Annotated in this window: 22 protein-coding genes and 1 riboswitch; of the genes, 10 read left to right on the plus strand and 12 right to left on the minus strand. The window is 63.9% G+C overall.

Translation table 11 applies throughout. The annotated features are described in order from the left end of the window. Positions 1-1,683 (minus strand): alkaline phosphatase D family protein, encoded by a 1,683-nt coding sequence (locus tag WBA38_RS05925; protein ID WP_424322296.1) that lies wholly within the window; start codon positions 1,681-1,683, stop codon positions 1-3. Positions 1,684-1,802: 119 nt separating this feature from the next. On the opposite strand from WBA38_RS05925, the gene WBA38_RS05930 reads away from it, so the two are divergent. Then, a complete protein-coding gene (locus tag WBA38_RS05930; RefSeq protein WP_424295354.1) occupies positions 1,803-2,840 on the plus strand; it encodes a metallophosphoesterase in 1,038 nt (345 codons plus the stop codon). On the opposite strand, the gene WBA38_RS05935 is transcribed toward WBA38_RS05930, so the two are convergent. Further along, entirely contained in the window at positions 2,818-3,477 is a 660-nt protein-coding gene (locus tag WBA38_RS05935; RefSeq protein WP_424295362.1) for a DUF998 domain-containing protein, read from the minus strand. The genes WBA38_RS05930 and WBA38_RS05935 overlap by 23 nt on opposite strands. Before the next feature lie 161 nt (positions 3,478-3,638). Between WBA38_RS05935 and WBA38_RS05940 the strand changes: the two genes are divergently transcribed. From WBA38_RS05940 to WBA38_RS05950, 3 genes are read left to right on the plus strand one after another with little or no spacing between them, the layout of a single operon-like run. After that, a complete protein-coding gene (locus tag WBA38_RS05940) occupies positions 3,639-4,880 on the plus strand; it encodes an NAD(P)/FAD-dependent oxidoreductase (RefSeq protein WP_424322297.1) in 1,242 nt (413 codons plus the stop codon). A gap of 20 nt (positions 4,881-4,900) precedes the next feature. After that, entirely contained in the window at positions 4,901-5,266 is a 366-nt protein-coding gene (gene arsC / locus WBA38_RS05945; RefSeq protein ID WP_424322298.1) for an arsenate reductase (glutaredoxin), read from the plus strand. Then, complete coding sequence (locus tag WBA38_RS05950; protein ID WP_424322299.1) at positions 5,263-6,117, plus strand: alpha/beta fold hydrolase; 855 nt, start codon at positions 5,263-5,265, stop codon at positions 6,115-6,117. Before arsC ends, WBA38_RS05950 begins: the two co-directional genes overlap by 4 nt. Positions 6,118-6,121: 4 nt before the next feature. Here the strand turns inward: WBA38_RS05950 and WBA38_RS05955 are convergent, their stop codons facing one another. Beyond that, complete coding sequence (locus tag WBA38_RS05955) at positions 6,122-7,300, minus strand: ATP-grasp domain-containing protein (RefSeq protein WP_424322300.1); 1,179 nt, start codon at positions 7,298-7,300, stop codon at positions 6,122-6,124. A 156-nt stretch (positions 7,301-7,456) separates the two neighbouring features. On the opposite strand from WBA38_RS05955, the gene WBA38_RS05960 reads away from it, so the two are divergent. Beyond that, on the plus strand, positions 7,457-8,395 hold the full coding sequence (locus WBA38_RS05960) for an EamA/RhaT family transporter (protein WP_424293151.1): 939 nt from the start codon (positions 7,457-7,459) through the stop codon (positions 8,393-8,395). Positions 8,396-8,405: 10 nt separating this feature from the next. Here WBA38_RS05960 and WBA38_RS05965 read toward each other — a convergent pair whose 3' ends face one another. From WBA38_RS05965 to WBA38_RS05975, 3 genes are all read right to left on the minus strand, one after another. Beyond that, entirely contained in the window at positions 8,406-9,176 is a 771-nt protein-coding gene (locus WBA38_RS05965; protein WP_424293150.1) for a thiazole synthase, read from the minus strand. Beyond that, on the minus strand, positions 9,169-9,366 hold the full coding sequence (thiS, locus tag WBA38_RS05970; protein WP_424293149.1) for a sulfur carrier protein ThiS: 198 nt from the start codon (positions 9,364-9,366) through the stop codon (positions 9,169-9,171). Before thiS ends, WBA38_RS05965 begins: the two co-directional genes overlap by 8 nt. After that, complete coding sequence (locus WBA38_RS05975; protein WP_424293148.1) at positions 9,344-10,423, minus strand: FAD-dependent oxidoreductase; 1,080 nt, start codon at positions 10,421-10,423, stop codon at positions 9,344-9,346. The genes thiS and WBA38_RS05975 overlap by 23 nt, the downstream gene beginning before the upstream one ends. Then, a riboswitch (TPP riboswitch) is annotated at positions 10,414-10,517 on the minus strand. Its footprint overlaps the gene before it by 10 nt. Before the next feature lie 53 nt (positions 10,518-10,570). Here WBA38_RS05975 and thiE point away from each other — a divergent pair. Beyond that, a complete protein-coding gene (thiE, locus tag WBA38_RS05980; RefSeq protein ID WP_424322301.1) occupies positions 10,571-11,227 on the plus strand; it encodes a thiamine phosphate synthase in 657 nt (218 codons plus the stop codon). 182 nt (positions 11,228-11,409) lie between these two features. After that, positions 11,410-11,748 (plus strand): hypothetical protein, encoded by a 339-nt coding sequence (locus WBA38_RS05985; RefSeq protein WP_424293378.1) that lies wholly within the window; start codon positions 11,410-11,412, stop codon positions 11,746-11,748. Positions 11,749-11,776: 28 nt separating this feature from the next. Here the strand turns inward: WBA38_RS05985 and WBA38_RS05990 are convergent, their stop codons facing one another. After that, positions 11,777-12,244 carry an NUDIX hydrolase gene (locus tag WBA38_RS05990; protein WP_424293377.1) on the minus strand — a complete coding sequence of 156 codons (468 nt, stop codon included), beginning with the start codon at positions 12,242-12,244 and terminating at the stop codon, positions 11,777-11,779. 116 nt (positions 12,245-12,360) lie between these two features. On the opposite strand from WBA38_RS05990, the gene WBA38_RS05995 reads away from it, so the two are divergent. From WBA38_RS05995 to WBA38_RS06005, 3 genes are read left to right on the plus strand one after another with little or no spacing between them, the layout of a single operon-like run. Next, entirely contained in the window at positions 12,361-13,809 is a 1,449-nt protein-coding gene (locus WBA38_RS05995) for a hypothetical protein (protein ID WP_424293376.1), read from the plus strand. Beyond that, positions 13,806-14,786 carry a glutamate ABC transporter substrate-binding protein gene (locus tag WBA38_RS06000; protein WP_424293375.1) on the plus strand — a complete coding sequence of 327 codons (981 nt, stop codon included), beginning with the start codon at positions 13,806-13,808 and terminating at the stop codon, positions 14,784-14,786. Before WBA38_RS05995 ends, WBA38_RS06000 begins: the two co-directional genes overlap by 4 nt. A 6-nt stretch (positions 14,787-14,792) precedes the next feature. Continuing rightward, positions 14,793-17,168, plus strand: a complete 2,376-nt coding sequence (locus WBA38_RS06005) for a tetratricopeptide repeat protein (RefSeq protein WP_424322302.1) — start codon at positions 14,793-14,795, stop codon at positions 17,166-17,168. Positions 17,169-17,193: 25 nt separating this feature from the next. Here WBA38_RS06005 and WBA38_RS06010 read toward each other — a convergent pair whose 3' ends face one another. The 5 genes from WBA38_RS06010 to WBA38_RS06030 are packed head-to-tail and all read right to left on the minus strand — an operon-like array spanning position 17,194 to position 23,248. Further along, on the minus strand, positions 17,194-18,885 hold the full coding sequence (locus tag WBA38_RS06010) for an AMP-binding protein (protein ID WP_424322303.1): 1,692 nt from the start codon (positions 18,883-18,885) through the stop codon (positions 17,194-17,196). Between the two features lie 58 nt (positions 18,886-18,943). Then, the gene (locus WBA38_RS06015; RefSeq protein WP_424293372.1) at positions 18,944-20,158 is read right to left on the minus strand and encodes an acetate kinase; all 1,215 of its coding nucleotides are present in this window, start codon (positions 20,156-20,158) and stop codon (positions 18,944-18,946) included. Then, positions 20,155-22,278, minus strand: coding sequence for a phosphate acetyltransferase (gene pta, locus WBA38_RS06020; RefSeq protein WP_424322304.1), 2,124 nt, complete (start codon positions 22,276-22,278; stop codon positions 20,155-20,157). The genes WBA38_RS06015 and pta overlap by 4 nt, the downstream gene beginning before the upstream one ends. A gap of 28 nt (positions 22,279-22,306) precedes the next feature. Next, positions 22,307-22,870, minus strand: coding sequence for a TetR/AcrR family transcriptional regulator (locus WBA38_RS06025; protein ID WP_424293370.1), 564 nt, complete (start codon positions 22,868-22,870; stop codon positions 22,307-22,309). Positions 22,871-22,879: 9 nt separating this feature from the next. Continuing rightward, positions 22,880-23,248, minus strand: a complete 369-nt coding sequence (locus WBA38_RS06030; RefSeq protein ID WP_424293369.1) for a DUF5709 domain-containing protein — start codon at positions 23,246-23,248, stop codon at positions 22,880-22,882. Positions 23,249-23,290 lie beyond the last annotated feature (42 nt).

Raw genomic sequence — 23,290 nt, forward strand, 5'->3', positions numbered from 1 at the left:
CTACGACCGTGGACCGGCAGCCTTGCTTAACCGGCGCGTGCCCGAGCGAACCTTCCACGATTGCGAGTAGTACTCGCCGGTGTTGCGGTCGGCGCGGTCGCGGACGGAGTACCAATCCATTTGAGCGGCAGCGGAATCGACGGTCAGGACGGCATAGCCGTGCGCGTCGGTGTCGATCCACTGGGTGTGCCGGTTGGCGGCCTTGATGGCGTCGCCAGCAACACTGCCGATCGTGTGCTCGGGCGCTCCGACCATGTCGTCGAGGTTATTACTGGTCACCGACGTCACCACAAACTCGGTACCGAAGGTGCCCGCGCCCGGATAGTTGGCTGGCTCGCGCGGAATGTCGTTGGCCCACGACATGTGGATGTCGCCGGTAAGGAAGACGACGTTCTTTTTCCCGGCCTTGTCGACCGCATTGAGCAGTCGTGCCCGGTCTTTGGTGTAGCCGTCCCACACGTCGGCGTTGAACGGAATGCCGTTCTCCGGAATGCCGGTCAGTTCGGTCAGCGGGCCAGTGGTCTTGGGATCGAGCGGCGGCAACAGGAACGGTGAAATCAACACCGGATTGCCGACGAGCTGCCACTTGGTGGTCGACGTGGTGATGCCACCGGTCACCCACTTCATCTGGGCCTTGCCGGTGATGGTGGCGGTGTTGCTGTCGGTCTTGTTGCTGAACTGCGAGACTTCCTGGTCACGGTAGGTACGCAGGTCGAGCATCGACAGCTCCAGCAGATTGCCGTAGCGCAGCCGACGGTAAATCTGGCGGTTGTTGGCCGAGACGACCGGGCGGATCGGCATCCACTCGAAGTACGCCTTGTCGGCGTTCGCCTTGCGTGCTGCCCAACTGCCCTGCGTGCGTGGGTTGTGGTTCTCAGCACCGGCCCGCCAGGAGTTGTCGGCGGTCTCGTGATCGTCCCACGTTGTGATGAACGGATACTCGGCGTGGAGCTTCATCAGATCGGGGTCAGTCTTGTACTGGGCGTGCCGGATCCGGTAGTCGGCGAGCGAGACGATGTCATGTGCAGGTTCGTGCTTGCGGACCGTCCCATATTTGCCGCCGTAGCCACCAACGCCGTACTCGTAGATGTAGTCGCCGAGGTGAATGATCGCGTCAAGGTTCGACTTGTTCGCCAGGTGACGGTAGGCCGAGAAATAGCCGGCTTCCCAGTTGGCGCAGCTGACAACACCGAATCGGACCTTGCTGACATCAGCATCGGTCGCGGGCGCAGTCTTGGTTCGACCGGTCGGCGACACAGCGCCAGCGGCAGGACCACCGGTGACACGGAAGCGGTACCAGTAGTGCGTCGCGGGAGCGAGGCCGCTCACGTCGACCTTCACCGTGTGGTCGCGTGAGGCATCAGTCGAGACCGAACCCGAGGCCGCAATGGAACCAAATCCCTGGTTAGAGGATATTTCCCAGGTCAGGGTCGAGCCCGCGCCGCGGCCCGATCCCGGCTTGGCATCGGCCGACGGAGTTACGCGCGTCCAGAGAATGATGCCGCCGGGAAGCGGGTCACCGGAGGCGACACCGTGCCGGAATGCGCCACTGGAAGCGGGCTTCGCGGAAGCAATTCCCGCAGGCATCGCGACGGCGAGGGCACCCGCGCCCGCGGCACCCATAAAGGTGCGGCGCGATACACGGGACTGAGTAACTGGGAGGGAGTCATCTTCTGCATACATCGCGTGTCAGTCTGACAGATGCCGGCTACTAAAACGTGAACTTGAAACTGCGCCAAGTTGGCTGACGAAGCTTCCCCGAGCCCTGCGCCGTTAACCTCGGCATGGCAGCATCGATGCCCATGACCATCGATCGTCGTTCCTTCCTTGCCGGTGCCGCAGCCACCGGCGTCGCAGCCGCAGGCCTTGGCACTCTCGGGACCGGTGTCGCGTCGGCCGTCAACCGGTACCCGCTCCCCACTGGAAGCAGCGCACTCCGTGTCCTCGTGACCGGAGACGCAGGCACCGGCGAGAAGCCGCAGTATGCCGTCACCGATGCGGCGCGGAAGCTGCACGCGGCCAAGCCCTTCGACGTCGCGCTCGGTCTAGGCGACAACATCTACGAGACCGGACCCGACGGCCCCGACGACAAGCAGTTCCAGAACAAGTTCGAGAAGCCGAATGCCGGGCTGGATTTCCCGTGGTTGATGACGCTTGGCAACCACGACAACACGGCGATCTTCCCCGGCGACGGCGGCTGGCTGCTCCGCGGAAACACCGAGGTGGAGTACCACAAGCGATCGCGTCGCTGGTACATGCCGGAGCGCTACTACTCGGTGTCGCTCGGTGTTGTTGACTTTTTCATCGTCGACTTGAACCCGCTCGCCGCCTACATCCCGCCGTTCCTGTCCCCGGAGTGGAATCCCGACGGCCACTACATGACCGCGCAGGGCAAGTGGCTCGACAAGTCGTTGGCTGCCTCAAAGGCACCGTGGAAGATTGTCTGCACCCACCACGCCTACGTCAGTAATGGCTCGCACGGCCCAGCCGGCGACTACGACGGCCTGCCCGCCCCGATGAACGGCATTGAAGCGAAGCGCTTCATCGAGAAGCACATTGCCGGGCGCGCCAACTTCCTGTTCTCCGGCCACGACCACAGCCAGCAGGTCTTCGAGAACGTTGCGGGCCTCAAAGGCACGCGACAGATCGTCTCGGGTGCCGCCGCAAAGTCGACGAGCAAGCCGTCGACCAAGCGATTCCGCTCCAAGTATGAGAACCACCAAGACCGCGGGTTCATGACCCTCGACGTCGACAGTTCGTCGCTGAAGCTGTCCGCTTACGAAGTGAAGGCGAACGCACCGGGCGCGCGCGAGGCGTTTACGACGACGTTCCGCCGCTGACCTGGCTGGGGCGCGGCCGCCATCGCGTGATCGACGCGCCCCAGAAGATCAGCCAGATACTCATGCCGCCGACCTGAATCCGCTGCGCCAACCCCAACCGGTAGTCGCCGCTAAGCCGGTCGGCGGCCAGCATCCACACGGTAGCCAGCACGACGACCGCGAACACCAGTCCGCCGCCATATCGCAGGGTGTCCCAGTCGCGGGTGCGCCAGGCGGCCAGGGATGCGGCAATCATCGCAACGAAGATGGCGATCACTGCCAACGACGATGTCAGGGCATGAATGTGCTCCAGTTGCGGCAGCAGACCTCGCGACTGGTCCGGGCAACCTACGTCGCGGCCAGCCAGGCAGTCGATCGGCATGAGCGCATCGGCGATGGTCGAGGCACCGAACGCGGCAATGGCGATGGCTGCCGTGACGGAGAACTTATTGCGCACCAGGCTCGGCGGAAACAGGAGACCGATGGCGGCCAGAATCGAGAAGATCCCCGTTAGAACGTCGCCCACCGTGTAGACGTGCCGGTGCGGCATGTGCCGGCTATCGAGTTCCGACAGGAACGACCGCAGGGGGTCGAGTCCGGAGTGGAAAAAGTAGTCGAGAACCCACGACGAATAGCAGATTCCGGCCAATGCCAGCATCAGCCCGATGACGATGTATCGGGCTCGTGAGTCGCGCACAAAACCTGACTCTACCGACATGGCGAGGCCTCAGTCGTCGAGATTCTCTTCACCTGCGACGTAGCCAGAGCCCCCAAGACTCTCTATAATTGAAGGAATTCGTCTTTAGTAGGGAGAGTGACATGTCCACAGGTACAAATTCGTCCAATCCCATCGTGATCGTCGGGGGTGGGCTCGCGGGCGCGAAGACCGCCGAAGGCCTGCGCGAGAAGGGGTTCACCGGACCGGTCACCTTCATCGCCGCCGAGAGCGTTGCACCCTACGAACGCCCACCACTGTCGAAAGAGTTCCTCGCCTCCACCAAGGCGCTGCCGGACTTCACCGTGCACGACGAAGCCTGGTACCGCGACAACAACATCGACCTTCGCCTCGGCGTCCGCGCCACCACCCTCGACACCGCCGCCCACTCCGTCGAGCTCGACGACGGGTCATCGGTTCGGTACTCCTCACTCGTTTTGGCGACCGGATCTACCTCCGCGCGCCCACCCATCCCCGGGTCGGACGCCGACGGCGTCTACTACCTGCGGACTGTCGCCGAAGCCGACGCCCTGCTGCAGACTTTCGGTGAGGGCAAGCGCCTGGCCATCATCGGCGGCGGCTGGATCGGTCTCGAAGTGGCCGCCGGGGCACGCAATGCGGGCACCGAGGTGACCGTTGTCGAAGCCGCCGACCAGCCCTTACAAGCGGCGCTGGGCACCGAAATCGGGGCAGCATTCGCCGAACTGCATCGCGCCCACGGCGTCGACCTGAAAACTAATTGCAAGGTCGCCGCCATCACCGTCGCGGACGAGAAGGCCACCGGAATCAAACTCGAGAACGGTGAGACGATCGCCGCCGATGCCGTCCTCGTGGCGGTGGGGGCCCGGCCGGAAACTGCGGTCGCGGAGAACGGTGGCCTCGAAATTGTCGACGGTGGCGTCGCTACCGATGCGGGTCTGCGGACCAGCGCACCCGACGTGTATGCGGTCGGCGACATTGCCGCCGCAGAACACCCTGTCCTCGGTATGCGTGTCCGAACCGAGCATTGGGCAAACGCGCTCAACCAGCCAGCGACCGCGGTCGCCAACATTCTCGGCGGCAACGACGAGTACTCGCGGATGCCGTACTTCTTCACCGACCAGTACGACCTCGGCATGGAATACCGTGGCCACACCGCGGGCGAGACCAGCGTCGTTACCCGCGGTGATGTGCCAGGCCGGGAGTTCCTCGCCTTCTGGGTCACCAGCGACGGTATTGTCCAGGCGGGAATGAACGTCAATATTTGGGATGCTGGCGATGACATCGCCGCCCTCCTTGCGGCGCGAAATCCCGTCGATCCGGCGAAACTCGCCGACTCGAGCGTGCCGCTCGCCGATCTCGTTTAGCCAGTAAAGAAGGGCCATCCGTGGACGCCACGATCTACTACAACCCCAGCTGCAGCAAGTCCCGCACCGCCCTCGACGCGCTGCGGCAAGCTGGGGCCGACGTCACCGTCGTCGAGTACCTCACCGACACCCCCGACCGTGCCGAACTTAAACAGTTGATCGCCTCGGCCGGGCTGTCGGTCCGCGACGCGATCCGGTCGGGCGAACCCGTGTACGCGACCCTAGATCTCGACGACGCCGACGATGACGCCCTGCTTGATGCGATGGTCGCGAATCCGTCGCTGATCCAGCGCCCACTGGTGGTCGCCGAGGGCGAGACCGTGATGGCCCGGTCGCCACAGAGTTTGCAGCAAATCATCGACCGCCTGGCCGCCGCGCAATCGTGACCGAGCGTCAACTCATCACGACCGCGTCCGACACCGCCATCGCGGCAACGCGCATCGGCGACGGCCCCACCGTGCTGCTCAGCGGCGGACTCGGGATGCCTTCTGGCGTATGGCAATTCACTGGAATCCCCAACGACCTCGTTAAAGCCGGGTTCTCAGTGATCACCTATTCCGCGCGGGGCGTGACCCCGTCTTCGGCACCGCCAGCACCATACTCGGTGCCCGAAATGGCCGACGACGCCGCTGCCGTGCTGAACCATTTCGAAGTCGACGACGCGATTCTCGCTGGATATTCCATGGGCTGCTACGTGACGCAGGCCTTGGCATCGGCATGGCCCGGCCACGTGAGGGGTGTTGCCATGTTGGCGGGTCTACGCTCATCGGCCATCGGGGAAATCGTCAACGACATGGAGTTGGGACTCCTCGATCGACTCGGCGAAATCCCCGAGCACGTCGCCATCTTTGAACAGTTAATGACCACCCTCAGCCCGACCACCCTGTCGAACGACGCGGCCGTCCGCTCATGGCGGGAGATCTTGAGTTCCGGCGATCCGGTGTGGTCGGCGCCCGATGGTCTGAAGGGGCAACTGTCGGCGTCGCGGAGTTGGATGCTCGCCAAGGAGCCCACCGATGACCGTCTCGCCGGGATCACCGCGCCGGCGTTGGTCATCGCCTTCGAGAACGACCTCTTTTTCCCGCCCGCGGGCGGTCGGGAGGCCGCAAGTCACCTGCCGAACGCCGAATTCCATGAAATCGGTGGCCAAGCCCACGGCGGCGTGATGCTCGACCCCGAACGCCGCGCCGCAGGCCTGCTGGTCGACTTCTGTTCGCGACTGCGCACCAGCCCCTAGGAGTTTAATCCAACCCTTGGATTTGGTGGCCGTCCCACTCGTGGTCGTGCATGAACGCCTCGGCAAGGCCGACTTTGTACTTGTAACCGTGGGTCAGAATCGCGGCGTAGGCGGGGATCAGCATCACCGCGGGCATCTTGTCTTGCGGGTCGTAGATGACGTCACTCGCCGCGCGGAAGTCGCGCAAGAAGGTGCGGAACTTATTGTTCGGCAACGACGATTTCCGCCAGCCGTACAGCGCCATGCCAACCCCGATCATCCGGACGTTCCCGGTCGGAGGGCTGAGGACCTCGGTGTTTTGTCCAAAGAAGGCGCGGTCGAGACCGCATTCCCGGGTAAACATCATGATGCCGCTGGTTCCCCGCGGATTGCATTCGATCGTGTAGAGGCCGCGGTCCGGATGGTCGATAAAGTCCAGACCCATGTGCCCGGTGAAATTGACCGACTTCGCGAACCGCTGCACCCATTCGAGGATCCCCGGATGGTCGACCTGCTCAAAGGTCAGGCACGAACTCCCGTCGATCGCATACCGAACCGGGTACGTGGCGTGAGCGAAGACTTCGCCATCGCGGCACACCGAGTACGTGCAGTAGCGGTCGCCCTCCAACCATTCCTGGGCAATCCAGGGATTGTCGGGATCGTAGGTCAAGAAGTCGAGAGACTGCCCCGGTTGCACCTTGTAAACCTGCTGCGAGCCTCGCGAATAGGTCTGCTTCACGGCGAAGGGCGTAGTGAAGTCAAGATCCTTGACGTCGTCGGGCGACGCCAGCTTCGCAAACTTCAACGTCGGAAAACCCCGCTCGACAAGAGCCTCCTGGTACGACAACTTATTGTGCAGCATCTCTTCGACCTCGAAGGGCGACAGGAACAGATCGCACGTCGGAGGGAAGAGGCCCTGCATCATCGCCAGAATGTCGGTCTCTTCGTGAATGGGGATCACCATGTCGATGCCCTCGGACCGCACAATCTCGGCAACATCGCGGCAGTATTCCTGCGGCTTGAACTTCGGCGGGCTCACCCGATGAAACTTCGACACCGCGTTTGAATACCTGCTCACCGCAATCGGCAAACTGTCGCAGGTCGAGACCTTGTATCCGCCCGCAGCGAGGAGCCTCGCCAGGTTCAAGGTCAGAAATGACCTGCCGAAGGTAATCAATATATGTTTGCGCGCACCAGAGTCCACGGGTACAGCCTAGACAAGAACCAAACAATGAGAACGCCCGGGAACATGCTGGCCGTGTAGCGTGTTCTTACCAAGTACTCAGAATCGCCTCAGTACTCAATAAGATCAGTACTCCAGAAGACCAGCTCGACCACATCAACGCAGGGGATTGTCTACTTGTTTGTCATCGGGATCATTGCGGCGTCGATGGCCGCGGTGGCCTATGGCGTCTCGACCGTGCTCCGTGCACTGGGCGCCCGACGGGTCGCCGTAGAGCAACGCGAAGACGGCAAAGCCGGAATCGATGGTAGCTCTTCGCCATCCGTCGAATCGACGTTCTCGACAATCGCCGACCCCGCATTCATTTTCGGCACCGTGATGGTGGTGGTCGGATTTGCTGGCGGAGCCGTAGCCGCCCGCTTTCTTCCGCTCTTCCTCGCGCAATCGATCGTGTCGGCAAACCTGGTGGTCACAGCCCTGCTCGGTACGTTGCTGCTCGGCATTACGCTGCACACCCGCGACTGGGTCGCGATCTGGCTGGTGGTGCTTTCGCTGTTTATGCTCGGCGTTTCGTCATCGCCCGGCGCCAACGACAACGCCTCGATGGCATTCCACTGGGGATTGTTCATCGCGACCCTCGCGCTGTGCACCATCTCGCTGGTGGGCGTCTACCGCGGCGGCAAGTTCGCGGCACCCATCGGCGGCGCGTGCGCCGGTCTGCTGTTCGGCGTCATTGCATGCGCCGTCCGCGTTCTGCACGGGCTCGAACCGTTCCACCTGGTAACCCTGCTGACTGATCCGGCCGCGTGGTCGATCGCGATCGCGGGGGCGATCGGCTTCTATGTCCAAACCGTTGCCCTGCAGGTGGGTGCGGTCAGTGGCGTCACCGCCATGCTGGTGGTTGGCGAAACGGCTGGCCCCAGCATCATTGGCGTCGCATTCCTCGGCGACTCAGCGCGCGTCGGCCTCGGCTGGCTAGCCGTCGTCGGTTTCATCGGCGCGGTGGTCGGTGCGGTCCTTGTGGCTTGGTATGGCACCGGCGAACCCGACCACTTCGGTGAAGCACCGCCGGAGAAGGGCGGTTGGCACCGCGGACGCGAAGACGCCGAAGCCTAAGCCACCGTTCCTACCCTCGGGCCGGGGACGACGCCTGCGCCCAGAAGCGTTTCGGAATACGCCCGGCCCTGGCCGCCAAATAGCCGCCGATCACCGCATGCTTCATCGCTGCGCCCATCACTTCCGGATCGTCGGCGCGCGTCACGGCAGAGGCGAGAAGCACTGCGTCGCAACCGAGTTCCATCGCGAGGGCGGCGTCGCTCGCCGTCCCAATGCCTGCGTCCAAAACGACGGGCACCCCGGCGCGCGCCACGATCATCTCAATGTTGTGCGGATTTGAAATGCCCAGTCCGGTACCGATCGGGGACCCGAGCGGCATCACCGCCGCAACCCCGGCGTCCTCGAGCCGGAGCGCCAGGACGGGGTCGTCGTTGGTGTATGCCAGCACATCGAATCCGTCGGCGACCAGCGCCAGCGCGGCGTCGACCAGCTCGAGCGGATCCGGGAGCAGCGTGCGGTCGTCGGCGACCACCTCCAGTTTCACCAGGTTGGTTTCGCACGCCTCGCGCCCCAGTTGCGCGGTCAAAACGGCCTCGGCTGTCGTATGGCATCCCGCCGTGTTCGGCAGCAGCGCGATCCCCAGGCGGCGGAGGAGGTCGAGCAAGCCGGTCCCCGACTCCGGGCTGATCCGGCGCATCGCGACGGTCGTCAACTCGGTTCCGGACGCCACCAGCGCGCGTTCCAGAATCGCCAGGTTGCTGGCTCCGCCGGTTCCGGTGATGAGCCGCGACCCGAACTCACGCTCGGCAATGCGGAGCGGTTCGATTCCCGGGCTAGCCACCTTGCACAGCCGTCAGAATGTCGAGTTCGGCGAACGGCAGCAAGACCTGGTCCCACTCGCTCTTAGGTCGCACAATCCCGTTGACGGCCACCGCGACCCCCGTTTCGGGCAGGTCGAGGTGGGTCAACAACTGCGCGACGGTCGGCGCTTCATCGAGGGTGACGGTGTCACCGTTCACGGTCAATTCCATGGTGGACTCCCCTATCTTCGGTCGAGGTGTGTGTTGAGTGTTGTGCCAGTACCGCGAGGACCTGCTGCGCCGTCCAGGGTGCCAGCGCGATCCCGTTACGGCCATGTCCGGCGGCTACCGTCACCCGCTCATCGACGCGTTCGATGAGCGGTACGCCGTCCGCCGACGACGGTCGGATGCCTGCGCTGACCTCGGTGAGTTCGTAAGTTCGCAGGCCCGGCATCAATTCATCGGCGTCGCCCAGCAGGTCCGCGACGCCCCCGGCCAGTGGGGCGCGGTCGGTGTCGTCGTAGGCCTCGTATTGGGTGGCACCCAGAACAATGCCGTCTTCGCGTGGCACGAGATACACCGGCCGGCCGTGCCAGCGCGCGCGAATCACATTGCGCGGCGGAGCAACTGACCATCGAGTGCGGCGCAGTCGGAGGATTTCCCCCTTCTCACCGCGGAGGTCGACGTCGGGGAGAAGTCGTCGAGTGTCGAGTCCGGCGGCCACCAGAATCTGCTCGCCGGGCACGTCGGCGAGGTTGTCGATCTCGGCACGCACCTGCATTACGCCCGCCGCGTCGAGCGCCGCACGCAAAGCGGCGAGGAGCTTACGGTTGTCGACCGCGCCCTCCCCGACCGCTTGGAATCCGCCCGCCACATTTCGGGCAAGGGCCGGTTCCAGGGTTCGTAGTTCGCGGGCCGACGCCGACGGGATCCGGTGTGTGTCGTCGGGCAGTTCCGACCGCAGAAACCGCATCTGCGTTTCCAGCGCGGCAACATCCGACGGTGTGGCCCCGACCAGGAGACTGTCGGTCGCGGTCAGAATGTCAGGGCAACTGAGACGATTCAGCAACCCCGGCCACAGGGACGTCGACTCGCGGGAAATGGCCAGGAGCCGGTCTTCACCGGGGTGCCCTTCGGCGAGGCAACCGAGCATGCCACCCGCCACATCGGAGGCTCGGCGGTCGGGTCCGGCGTCGAATACCGTGACGCGCCAACCGCTATCGACGGCGGCGAGAGCGCACGTCAAGCCGACGACGCCACCACCGACGACCGCTAGTTCACCGAGCATGAGAGCCTTCCTACGCCGGCATTATCCGGATCAGGTGTGACGGTCAGCGTCGGCGCGACGCCCTCTCAGCCCGACGAACCTCCGAGCTCCCGTGTGAGGAATACGCCCCGAGTTTACCGCGCCGGGCACACCACTAAGGTGGCGGTCATGAACGCGCGCACCCGCCTCGAAGATGCCAGCTTGTACCTGTGTACCGACGCACGACGCGAACGCGGTGACCTCGTCGACTTTGTCCGCGCGGCCCTCGACGGTGGCGTCGACATAGTTCAGTTGCGCGATAAGGGGTCCCCCGGCGAGCGCGAGTTCGGTGAGCTGACGACCCTGCAGCAGATCGACCTGTTGGGGCAGATCGCTGAACTCACGAAGGCCTATCGGGCGCTGCTTGCCGTGAACGACCGCGCCGACCTGGCGGCGGCCGTCGGTGCCGACGTGCTGCACCTCGGCCAGGACGACCTGCCACCGGCGGCGGCACGGGAAATTGTGGGGCCGGACATGGTGATTGGCCGTTCCACCCACCGCATTGACGAGGCCATCGACGCCATCACCGATCCCGATATCGACTACTTCTGCACCGGCCCCTGCTGGACCACGCCAACCAAGCCGGGCCGCGCAGCGACGGGCCTGGACTTCGTCTCCGACGTCGCCGCACGCCACCCCAATAAGCCGTGGTTCGCGATCGGCGGGATCGACCTCGAACGTCTCGATGAGGTGAAAGCTGCTGGCGCACAGCGGATTGTGGTGGTCCGCGCGATTACCGGCGCCACTGATCCGACGACAGCTGCGCGAGCCCTCAAAATCGGGTAGGCTGCCCGACATCATGTTGTGGAACCTTCTCGTAACCCGCCGCAGCGGGGTCTGATCTCGACCGACCCCCCGCTGCGGGTTTGTCGTCTCCACACCCTGGAGCTAGTCGGTCATCAAAGATTCGACCGAAATGAAGTTTCCAGATGCCTTACATTCAATTCCCCCAGCCATCCTCTGCAGACATGAGCGCGGCAGCTTTCATCACCTTGCAAACTCTGTCCATTGAGCCCGCGCGGGCCGACACGGTCGTCGCGCGCGCCCACATCACTCTCGGCAGGGACGCCCACGACATTTCGGCGACCGCCACCGGCACCATCGCCGCCATGACCGAAATCCTGTACGCCCTCGGCGCGGGCATCGAAATCGTCCGGCTGTCGCAGCAGCGCGACGGCGACGAAACCGTCACCTACCTTCTGTGCGAACGCGACTCTCGACAGGGATGGTCGTCGGGCCGTGGCCGGGACGGCGACGAAGCGACAGTCAATGCGCTGATCGCCGGGGCAAACCAGCTTGCCGCTTAGCGTTTCTGAAGTCCGGAGTCACCGACAGCTAAACCAGCAGTTTCGGTAGCAGGTCGGCCCAGGAGGCGGCCAGACCCGGGTGAAGGGGCAGGTTGGCGACTTCGTCGGCCGGGACCCAGCGCAGTTCGGCGGACTCGCCGTTGCCGACGGTCACCACCGGCTTCTCGGCCTCGGCGAGGACCGTCGTGTACGTCCAGCCACCGGATGCGGTGTGGGTGACAATCGATTCGACCACGGTGAGGTCAGCTTCGATGATCCCGGCTTCTTCGTTGGCCTCACGGACGGCGGCCTGCTCAACAGTCTCGTGGGAATCGCGGGCACCGCCCGGCAGCCCCCAAGTTCCGCCCTGGTGCGACCAAATCGCCCGGTGCTGCAACAGCACGACCACCGTTCCTTCGGCGTCGGGCGCAAACAGCAGCAGACCGGCCGCACCGTGCCGCCCCCAGTACCGCCCGCCTGCGCCGTCGAACACCCAGCCGTCACCGTCTCCACGCACTGCGTTGCCTCCAGCAAAGGGATTTTCCGATATCTGAAGAATCACCGTACCGGCCTGGCAGCGCGAGCGCAGTCGCGCCGACTAGGGTTGGACACAGTTCATTCGAAGGGAACAACGTGGCCGGCCAGGTTTACCGAGTGCGCTCTGCACTCACCCACGCGGGCCGAAGCGTGCTGCCCGAGCGCGGGTCGGCGAACCCCACCCTTCGGCAGGTTATCGCCGACCGCCGCGAGATCTCGGCGATTACCCGCGAACGCGTCTCGTCTCCGCTGCTCACACTGCGGTTTTATGCCACGACGACGCCCGGCAAGTTGCTGATGATCATGATCACGATGACGCTCGCGTGCGGCCTCACCGGCTTCTACTCGTCGGCTTCGCTGAACAATCGCAGTCAGACCCTCGAAGCGCTGGTCAGCCGGGCCGAACCGCAAGCCGAGGCGGCCGAAGTCCTGTACAGCTCACTGTCGGTTGCTGACGCCGCCGCCAACTCCGCCTTCATTTCCGGGGGGCGCGAATCCCCCGAATTGCGGTCGGAGTACACCGATTCCATCGCCACGGCGGCCACAGCGCTCGTCGCCGCTGCCGACGGTGTGGCGAACGGCGACGACCTGACCGACAGTCAGCGGGCCGCCCGCAACGACCTCAACACGCTCTCGACCAGCATCCCGGTGTACACCGGGCTGATCGAAACTGCCCGCACCAACAATCGGCTCGCCAACCCGGTCGGCTCGGCCTACTTGAGCGAAGCGTCGACCCTGATGCTTGGCACGATTCTGCCTGCGGCACAGCGCCTTTACGAGGACCGGTCGGCGGCAATCTCCGATCCTCAGCGCACTCTGACCGTGCCCCCGTGGGGGGTGTACGTGGCCTTGCTGATCATTATTTTGATGCTGCTCGCGACCGGCCGATACTTGGCCAGACGCACGCGCAGGCACTTCAATCTCGGGTTGATCGGGGCGCTGGCCGCCCTCGGGATCGGCACGGTTTGGCTGTTGGTGTCGGGACTATTGTCGGTGGCTGCGGCCAACACGGCTAAGACCGCGGGTGCCGAACCACTCCACACGCTGACGACGATGCGCATCCTGACCCAGCAAGCCCGGTCAGCGGAAACTCTGTCGCTGGTGCGCCGCACCGATCCCGGCGAACTCGACGTCGGCTTTGTGCAAGACCTGGAACAGATCAGCGCAGACGCCGACCGACTCGCGAACGATCCATCTCACGCCGAGAACCCCGGGCTCACCCAGCCGATCAGCGATGCCCAAGCCGCGCTCGAAAGGTGGCGTGGCGCCCACGAAGAAGTGGGTCGACGGCTCGCCGGAGGCGACTTCACCGCCGCGCGTGCCCTGACTATCGGTAACGGCAAAATCAGTACGGCCACCGGCTACAACGAAGTCAATGACGCCCTGGTGAAGGCGATCGCGGACGCCCGCACCACCTTCCGGGACAACATCAGTACCGCTCAGACGCTTCTCGGGTATACCGGCACCGGCATCGGCCTGGTGTGCGTGTTGGCCGCCTTCGCGGTGATTTTCGGCCTCATCCCACGCATTCGGGAGTACCGATGACGAGATCCCGCTCAGCCCGCCTCGCTGTCGCAGCGGCAGCCATCATGATCGCGATGACCGGTTGCACCACCGAAGCCGACAGTGCCAATCCGCCTCCCTCGGCCACCGCGCAGGCCCCGTGGCCGCCGGAGGTGACCGTTGGTGCCCCACCCGACGCACCGGCGTCGAACGACACCTGCGATGCCACCGTCGGACTCCGCCCGACTCCGCTGCCGGAACCCCGGAGCATGCCCGCCAAGTCGACGATGGAACGGATCTTCCAGCGTGGTCGCCTCATTGTCGGCACCGACCTCGGCAGCAACCCGTTGAGCTTCCGCGATCCCATCAGCGGTGACGTCCAAGGCTTCGACATCGACGTCGCGCATTGGATTGCCGACGCGATTTTCGGCGACCCCAACCTGATCGAATACCGAATGCTGTCGAACGAGAACCGCATGAAAGCCCTCGAGGACGGCACCGTCGACATCGTGGTGAAAACCATGTCGATCACGTGCGATCGGCTCAAGTCGGTGAGTTTCTCTGTCCCCTACTACGCCGCCTCGCAGCAGATCCTGGTGTATCGAAATTCGGGAATCTCGACCGTGTCGGACCTCGCGGGGAAGAACGTGTGCGCCACGCGCGCATCCACCTCGATCGCACGGGTGCAAGAACGGGTGCCCGACGTCAAGTTCATCACCACGTCGAGTTGGGCCGACTGCCTGGTGCTGATGCAGCAGGGACAGGTTGATGCCGTCACCTCCGACGACCCCATCCTCGCCGGTCTCGCCAGCCAGGATCCGTGGGTGCACGTGACCGGTGCCAGCCTCGGTACCGAAAATTACGGTGTCGGCATCCCCAAAAACCAGAACGACATGGTTCGCTTCGTCAACGCGGTCCTTGCCGCACGCAGCGCCGACGGCAGCTGGCAACGGTCGTACAACCAGTACCTCGCCATTTTGGGGCCGGGTTCGCCACCGCCGACCAGATATCGAGATTGACCCACCATGAGTGACGAAAAAAAGGTTGAGCCCGTCGAAACGCAGGCGGGCACCATGCCAGCCGGCACCGTAGAGACTGTCGGGACGGCCGGGACAGTGGGGACAGTCGGGGCTGGTGGCGCATTCGCCACCCCGATTACGCAGTCGACCCAGGTCCGACGCATTCTCGACGACATCGCCGCCTCCCGCCGCAAGAGTCGCAAGGCCGCCCACATTCACGACCGCCGCCTCGGCAGCGAACTGGTGCCGCTCCCCGAGATCACCGATATCGACCCGGCCGACGCCGTGCTGTCCGATCCGGTGATCGTGGAAAGCAAACGCAAGTGCTGGAAGTGCGGGGAACCCGTCGGGCGTTCGTCTGGTCGCGGCGAGGGGCCGCTCTCCGGCGACTGTTGGAATTGCGGTTCGCGCTACTCATTTGTGCCCGGGCTTAAGCGCGGCACCATCGTCGCCGATCAGTACGAGATCGCCGGCGCTATCGCCCACGGCGGTATGGGTTGGATTTACCTGGCCGTGGACCACAACGTGTCCGATCGCCCGGTCGTTCTCAAGGGCCTGCTGAACTCGTCCGACTCCCAAGCTCAGGCTGTCGCAATCTCGGAGCGACAGTTCTTGGCGTCGGTCAATGACCCCGGCATCGTCAAGATTTTCAACTTTGTCGAGTGGGTCACCGACGATGGTCGCCCGGTCGGCTACATCGTGATGGAGTACGTCGGCGGTCACACGCTGAAGCAACTCACCACATCGGATCGTGGCGAGCCGACATTGATGCCGATCGAACACGCCATGGCGTACATCTTGGAAGTGCTTTCGGCCGTCGGGTATCTGCATTCGGTCGGTTTGGTTTACAACGACGTGAAGCCCGACAACATCATGATCACCAGCGATGAGGTGAAACTCATTGATATGGGTGCGGTTTCGGCGATTAACGGCACCGGCCACCTGTACGGAACGCCCGGTTTTCAGGCACCGGAGATTGTTCAAACCGGACCGCAGATCGTCACCGATATTTACAGCATCGGGCGCACTCTGGCCGTATTGACTGTCGATATGCCCATGGTCGACGGCCGCTACCTGGATGGTCTGCCCGATCCGGAAACCACCCCGCTGTTCAGGGAAAACCCGTCGTTCTACTTCTTGCTACACCGCGCGACATCGGAGGATCCGAACGAGCGTTTTTCCTCGGCTGAGGAAATGACGACGCAGGTCCTCAACGTGCTCCGCGAGACGGTGGCGTTGCACACCGGTGTGCCACGCCCGTCGATGTCGACGGTGTTTACCCCGCAGCGGTCGACCTTCGGGACCGACTTGCTGCTGGCACCGGTCGACGGGTTCTTCGACCCCAAGGATGCCGCGCTCCACGACCCGGCAGACATTGCCCGCGCCCTTCCGGTTCCCCTCGTCGACCCGGCGGATCCGGCTGCCGGAATCTTGACCTCGGCGGCGCTGTCGTATCCGAGGCAGACGTTGGACACGATCCGCGCGGCCCGCGCCGAGGGATTCAAGGCGATGCTGGCGAACGTTGATGCCAGCGACAATATCGATCCGCTGCACCCGTCGTTGGAACTCGATCTTGCCGAGGCCCGCGCCCATCTGGAGTTGGGAAACCTCGATACGGCACTGCAGTTGCTGCGTGAAGTGGCCGTGCACCACGGGGATTCGTGGCGACTGCACTGGTATCTCGGAATTTGTTCACTCCTGAATGCGGAACCGGAGTTGGCGTTCGAACGCTTCCACGAGGTCCTCGAGGCGATGCCCGGTGAGGTTGCGCCGAAGCTTGCGGTCGCGGGTACGGCCGAGTTGATCGGGTATTGGTTGTCGGCGCAGGATTCGACCTCCAATAACCAACTGTCCCAGGTGGAGCGCTGGTACGACATTGCTCGCCAGAACTATCACGACCTATGGCTCACCGACCACGGCATCGTCTCCGCGGCGTTTGGTTTGGCCCGGATGATTCTGGCCGAGGGGAGTTTTGACGAGGCGATTGAACCCCTTGACGAAGTCCCCACCACGTCGCGGCACTACGGCACCGCCCAGCTATCGGCGATCGTCACCCTGGTGCACGGCCGCAATCCGAGCGAAGTGGCTCGGTGGGAATTGTTCGAGGCGGCTGAACGGTTTGAGGAGATCAGCTGGGACGACCCCCGCCGCGGCCGACTACAGCTCATCATTCTGGGGACGGCCCTCGGCTGGATCGACAGCCATCTCGACGAGGATTTCCCGGCCGATGACTTCCTCGGTTTCCCGTTCAACGAGCATGGCCTGCGCGCCGGTACCGAACGCTCCCTCCGCGAACTGGCACGAGCCACCCGCGATAACCGCGCCCACCGCTTCCTCCTCGTGGACCTCGCGAACCTGATTCGTCCGGCGACCCTCCTCTAAGACGACGCTGCGGTAGTCACGAGCGTCAGCTCAGCAAGTCCTCGTAGCGGTATTCGGTCGGAATCATTTCGCCCGCCGTCGAGGCCGACGACTCACGTTGCTGCAGTTCCACGCGACGGATCTTGCCCGAGATTGTCTTCGGCAACTCAAAGAACTCCACCCGGCGCACCTTCAGGTACGGCGCGAGATGGTCGCGGGCGTACTCCATGATCGCCTTCGCGGTGTCGGCAGTCGGTTCCCACCCCTCGGCAAGGGTCACGTAGGCCTTCGGAACGGCCAACCGCGTCTCGTCGGGCTGCGGCACCACGGCCGCTTCGACGACCGCTGGATGCTCGATGAGCACGCTCTCCAGCTCGAATGGCGACACCTTGTAGTCAGAGGATTTGAAAACGTCGTCGGTGCGCCCCACGTAGGTGATGTAGCCGTCCTCGTCACGGGAGGCGACGTCACCGGTGTGGTAGTAGCCGCCAGCCATGACCGCCTGATTTCGCTCCGGATCCCCGAGATAGCCGGTCATCAGGTTCACGGGCCGCACACTCAAGTCGAGACAAATTTCGCCTTCATCGGCGAGCTCACCGGTCAACGGGTCCACCAACACCACGGGGACGCCCGGCATGGGACGGCCCATGGAGCCAGCCTTCAGCGGCTGCCCCGGAGTGTTGCCGACCTGCAGGGTAGTTTCCGTCTGACCAAAACCATCTCGGATGGTCAGGCCCCACGACTGCTCGACGCGACGGATCACGTCCGGGTTTAGCGGCTCGCCCGCACCGAGAAGTTCACGCAGCCCGGCGGGCTTGTCGCCGAGGTCGGCTTGGATCAGCATCCGCCACACGGTCGGCGGCGCACAGAAGGTATTCACACCCGCGCGCTGCAGTTGTCCCATCAGGGCTGCGGCGTCGAAGCGGGAGTAGTTGTAAACGAAGATCGTCGCCTCGGCGATCCACGGCGCAAAGAACAGGCTCCACGCATGTTTGGCCCAGCCGGGCGAGCTGATCGTCAGGTGCACGTCGCCGGGTTTAACACCAATCCACGCCATCGTGGTGAAGTGGCCGACGGCATAGCTGACCTGCGAATGCTCCACCAACTTCGGCTTGCTGGTGGTGCCGGAAGTGAAGTAGATGAGCATCGGGTCGTCGACCAGGGTGTCGGTCTCGAACGGTCCGGCCGACTCCGTCTCGGCGCTGGCCGAGTACGAGGTCCACCCGTCCGCGTCACCGCCGACCACGATGCGGCGGTAGTCGCCGGGAACGTCGTCGAACTTGCCCGTGTCGCCGACATTGGCGATGACGGTGCCCGCGCCGCCACGCTCAATGCGGTCGGTGAGGTCGGCGGAACCGAGCGCCGACGTCGTCGGCATCACGATGGCACCGAGCTTCATAATGCCCAGCATGAGCTCCCACAACTCCACCTGGTTGCCGAGCATCAGAATCACGCGGTCACCCTTACCGAGGCCCAGGTCCTTCAGCCAGGTGGCAACGCGATCGGAGTTCTCGGCCATCTCGTCGAACGTCACCTTGACCTCGGATCCGTCCTCCTCGGTAATCCAGAGGGCGACGCGATCGTTGCCGCGGGCAAAGGCGTCGAACCAGTCGATTGCCCAGTTGAACTTTCCGGTGATGTGGGGCCAGCGGAACTGCTCAACAGCCCGGCCGTAGTCGCCCATCAGGTCGATCATCTGGTCACGGCTGCGTCGGTAGAGCTCTGTATTCGTGGTCATGATCACATGATCCACGTCACATGAGGGTTGGGCTACCCCCGAAAGGGGGTACCGAAACCTACTCCGTTGCGGCGACGACCTCGATCGCCTGGCGGGCAATGGCCAGTTCTTCGTTAGTCGGCACCACCATGATGGTGACGGCGGAAGTGTCGGTGGAAATGACGCGCGGGCCCTTGCCGCGGACGGCATTGCGCTCCGCATCGACCTCGATGCCGAAATTCTCCAGCCCGGCCAGCGAGTCGGCACGAACGGGGCTGGCATTCTCGCCGACGCCGGCGGTGAACACGATGACGTCGACCCGACCCAACTCAATCAAGTACGCGCCGATGTAGCGCCGCAGGCGATGTAAGTAGACGTCGTACGCCAGACGCGCAGAATCATCGCCAGCATCGACGCGTTCGAGGACTGCACGGAAGTCGTTCTCCCCGCACAAGCCTTTGAGGCCGGAATTCTTGTTGAACAGGACGTCGATGTCGTCGATTGACATTCCGGCCACCCGAGCGAGCTGGAAGACGATGCCCGCATCGATATCACCGGTGCGGGTACCCATGACGAGACCTTCCAGCGGCGTCATGCCCATCGTCGTATCGATGGCCTTGCCCCCGGCCACCGCCGACATGGAAGCGCCGTTCCCGAGGTGCAGGACGATCTGATTAATGTCGCCGTAGTCGCGCCCGAGCGTCTCCGCGACCTTGCGTGAGACGTACTCGTGGCTGGTCCCGTGAAACCCGTAGCGGCGGATCGCGTACTGCTTGGCGACCTCCGCGTCGAGCGCATAGGTGGCCGCGGCGTCGGGGAGGTCATGGAAAAAGGCAGTGTCGAAGACGGCGACGGCCGGCACATCGGGCAGCAGGGCCGACACCGCGTCGATACCGACGAGATTGGCCGGATTGTGTAGCGGTGCCAGCGGAGAGATCCGCTCGATCTCCGAGCGCACCGTCGCGTCGATCAAGGTGGGCGCAAAGAAGCTGCGGCCGCCGTGCACCACGCGATGCCCCACGGCGGCGAGTCCGGAACCAGCCAGGTCGACACCGTCGGCCTCGAAGAGTTCCATCACCTTCGCGATCGCCGCATTATGGTCCACCAGAGTTCCCTCAACGAGAACCTCATTGCCGCGGTAGTCGTGCCTGATGCGTGAACTCGACTCGCCGATCTGCTCGGCCAGCCCGTCCGCGATCACCGCTTCGGTTGCCGGATTAAGCACCTGATACTTCAACGACGACGAACCCGCATTCACTACGAGAACCAGGTCGTCGCTCACGCTGTCGCTCATGCCTGTGCTTTCCCTGCGTTCTGGGCCTTCTTGTTGTTCTGCGCCTGGATCGCGGTAATCGCCACCGTGTTGACGATGTCGGTGACAAGTGCCCCGCGCGACAGGTCGTTCATCGGCTTGTTCAAGCCCTGCAGCACCGGGCCAATCGCGATGGCTCCGGCACTGCGTTGCACCGCCTTGTACGTGTTGTTCCCGGTGTTGAGATCCGGGAAAATGAGGACCGTGGCACGGCCAGCCACCGGCGAGTCCGGCATCTTTGCCGTCGCCACCGACGGTTCGACGGCGGCGTCGTACTGAATTGGGCCCTCTACCAACAGTTCCGGCGCGCGTTCCCGAACCAACTCGGTCGCCTGGATTACCTTGTCGACGTCGGCCCCCGCCCCCGAGGCACCCGTCGAATACGACAGCATCGCCACCCGCTGCTCAATGCCGAAGGCCGCGGCCGTCTGTGCCGAAGAGATCGCAATGTCGGCCAGTTCGGTGGCGGTCGGATCGGGAACGATGGCGCAGTCACCGTAGGTGAGGACTTTGTCGGCCAGCAGCATAAAGAAGACGCTGGACACCGTGGAGACCCCGGGCACTGTCTTAATGATCTCGAATGCGGGCCGGATGGTCTGCGCCGTGGTGTGCACCGCCCCCGACACCATGCCGTCGACGCGGCCGGTGTGCAGCAGCATGGTCCCGAAGTACGACTCGTCGCGGACCACTTCCGCAGCCCGCTCCAAAGTCATGCCCTTATGCTTGCGCAGTTCCATGTAGATGGGTGCGAACTCCTCGGCCAGCGGCGATGTCGCCGGATCGATGATCTCGACGTGCGCGAGATCAATACCGAGTTCGTTGCCGCGTCGACGCACCGCATCGGGGTCGCCGAGCAGGGTAATCCGCACCATGCCGCGTCGCAGCAAACGGTCGGTGGCCCGCAAGATACGGTCGTCGTTGCCCTCCGGCAGCACGATGTGTTGCGGGTCGGCTTTCGCCTGCGAAATCAGTTGGTACTCAAACATCTGCGGCGTCACCACATCGGGTTCGTGCAGGTCGAGTTCGGCGATTAACTCATTTGGTGCCACATACCGTTCCATTACGCTCATCGCGGCGTCGATCTTGCGGACCGAATCGGTGAGCATGCGTCCGCGAGTGTGGGCGGCAATGCGCGCCGTCTCGTAGGTGCCGTGCTCGCACGCGACAATGGGAAGGGTTGGACGCAACCCCTTCACGAGGGCGTCGATCATCGGATGCGGATGCAGGCCACCGTTAATGACGATGCCCGCCAAACGCGGAAACCCTTCGGCCGCATTGGCATTGACCAATGCCAGCAGCACGTCAGAGCGATCGGCCGGGGCAATCACCACCATCGATTCACTGAGGCGTTCCAGGATATGTTCGACGGTCATGCCACCGACCATCATGTCCATCGCCTCGTGGTCGAGGAGATCAGCGTCGCCCGAGTACAGGGTGCCACCGAGCGCATCGCGCAACTCACCCATGGTGGGGGCCACCAGGATTGGCTCCTCCGGCAACGCCCACGACCGGATGCCGATCGGTTGCAATGCCTCGGCCACCGCCTTGCGTTGGTCGGGATCGCAGCGATTGGCGACAATCGCGACCGCCGTCGCGTGCTCGGAACGAATCTCGGCCAGCAGCAGATCGGTGATCGCCTTGACTTCGCTCGGCTCCTGCTCAAAGGCCTTGACCACCAAGATGATTGGTGCCGAAAGGTTAGCCGCGATCCGCGCATTGAAACTCAGCTCCGACGGAGCCGCGACGTCGGTGTAGTCGGAGCCGATCACCAACACGTTGTCGCACTGTTTAGCGACCGTGTGATAGCGGTCGACGATGTCGGCGATCGCCGCATCGGGGTCGGCGTGCACATCGTCGTAGGTGACGCCAATGCACTGCTCGTAAGGGATATCGACCGACGCATACGAGTGCATGAGGTCGAGCACGTAATCACGCTCGCCCGCGGCAGCGCGAGAGATTGGCCGGAACACCCCCACGCGACCCCCAGCGGCAGTCAACACCGCAAGCACACCGAGCGCGATGGTCGATTTTCCGGTATCGCCTTCCGCCGATGCGATGAAAATACTGCGTGCTCCCGTGCCGTTTTTGGCGGTGCCAGTCATAGAAACGAGCGTACTGGGTGGAACCCGATCACCGAACGACGGCGCGCACCACCAGGTCGGCGATCTCGTCGTCGGTCATCGACGACTCCGGAACCAGCATGCAGGAGTAGACGATTCGGACCATGAACTCGCTACCGCCGCGCACGCTCGGGTACAGCACGGCCGCTTCGTCATCGCGGACATCCGGGACCGCCGTATCCGTGATCATCCCAATCAACGACCGGTGCGAGGCCTTATCCGAGGCTTCCGGTGCCGGGCTGATCAGCGCCCGCACCACTTCCTCGGGCTCGTTACGCAGTACGTACTGCAACGCTTCGTGTTCACGGATGTAGGCGAGCGATCCCTTGACACGTTCGCGGATCCGCATTGCCGGGTCGGGCTGGTCGGCCCCCCACTGCAGCATCTGCTGGCGCAGTTGTTCCATTTCGCGGGACATGATGGCGTCGACCAGCGCATCGCGGCCACCAAACATCCGGTAGGCGGTGGCCCGCGCTACCCCGGCCTGCCGTGCCACCGAGGTCAAGCTCAGTGCCTTCGCACCGAAACGCGAGACCAACGCGACACCCACATCAACTAAACGATCGCGATCCATATTTGCTAGTTACTCATCTCCGATGACGTGCATGGCCGCTTCTTCGGCAGACGCGCCCGCACCGTCGATTCCCGCGTCCGTCGCCAACAGTTGATTGTCGACGTCGGGACCAAATCCTTCATCCGGCGCAACCAGGCGCCCCGCGCGAACGCGACCGACCTCGTCACTCTCGGGAAAGTCGGGGTCTTCGTCGTCGTCGACCGCCACGTCGGGAATCTCACCCGCAAGTCGCTGATCGAGGTCCTCGTGCTCGGGATGCGCTGCGGGCTCGTAATCGGGCGGCGAGAAGCCGCGGTCGAGCACGTCGCCCAGTTCTGTGTCGTCCAGGGTGTCTTCCGGCTGCAGTTGGTCGGAGTCGTCCTGCTCGTACTCGCTCATGACTTCAAGGCTAATACGTGCGAGCGTCAGGATGTCGCAAAG

Source organism: Gordonia sp. (in: high G+C Gram-positive bacteria), from assembly GCF_049647785.1.
Lineage (GTDB): Bacteria > Actinomycetota > Actinomycetes > Mycobacteriales > Mycobacteriaceae > Gordonia.

Bases quoted from the DNA above. Each gene is read 5' to 3' on its own strand.
- WBA38_RS06025 (WP_424293370.1), bottom strand. From the start codon at position 22,870: ATGGATCGCGATCGTTTAGTTGATGTGGGTGTCGCGTTGGTCTCGCGT.
- pta (WP_424322304.1), bottom strand. From the start codon at position 22,278: ATGACTGGCACCGCCAAAAACGGCACGGGAGCACGCAGTATTTTCATC.
- thiE (WP_424322301.1), top strand. From the start codon at position 10,571: ATGAACGCGCGCACCCGCCTCGAAGATGCCAGCTTGTACCTGTGTACC.
- WBA38_RS06005 (WP_424322302.1), top strand. From the start codon at position 14,793: ATGAGTGACGAAAAAAAGGTTGAGCCCGTCGAAACGCAGGCGGGCACC.
- WBA38_RS05940 (WP_424322297.1), top strand. From the start codon at position 3,639: ATGTCCACAGGTACAAATTCGTCCAATCCCATCGTGATCGTCGGGGGT.
- WBA38_RS06000 (WP_424293375.1), top strand. From the start codon at position 13,806: ATGACGAGATCCCGCTCAGCCCGCCTCGCTGTCGCAGCGGCAGCCATC.
- thiS (WP_424293149.1), bottom strand. From the start codon at position 9,366: ATGGAATTGACCGTGAACGGTGACACCGTCACCCTCGATGAAGCGCCG.
- WBA38_RS05935 (WP_424295362.1), bottom strand. From the start codon at position 3,477: ATGCTGGCATTGGCCGGAATCTGCTATTCGTCGTGGGTTCTCGACTAC.
- WBA38_RS06030 (WP_424293369.1), bottom strand. From the start codon at position 23,248: ATGAGCGAGTACGAGCAGGACGACTCCGACCAACTGCAGCCGGAAGAC.
- WBA38_RS05925 (WP_424322296.1), bottom strand. From the start codon at position 1,683: ATGTATGCAGAAGATGACTCCCTCCCAGTTACTCAGTCCCGTGTATCG.
- WBA38_RS05975 (WP_424293148.1), bottom strand. From the start codon at position 10,423: ATGCTCGGTGAACTAGCGGTCGTCGGTGGTGGCGTCGTCGGCTTGACG.
- WBA38_RS05930 (WP_424295354.1), top strand. From the start codon at position 1,803: ATGACCATCGATCGTCGTTCCTTCCTTGCCGGTGCCGCAGCCACCGGC.
- WBA38_RS06010 (WP_424322303.1), bottom strand. From the start codon at position 18,885: ATGACCACGAATACAGAGCTCTACCGACGCAGCCGTGACCAGATGATC.
- WBA38_RS06015 (WP_424293372.1), bottom strand. From the start codon at position 20,158: ATGAGCGACAGCGTGAGCGACGACCTGGTTCTCGTAGTGAATGCGGGT.
- WBA38_RS05985 (WP_424293378.1), top strand. From the start codon at position 11,410: ATGAGCGCGGCAGCTTTCATCACCTTGCAAACTCTGTCCATTGAGCCC.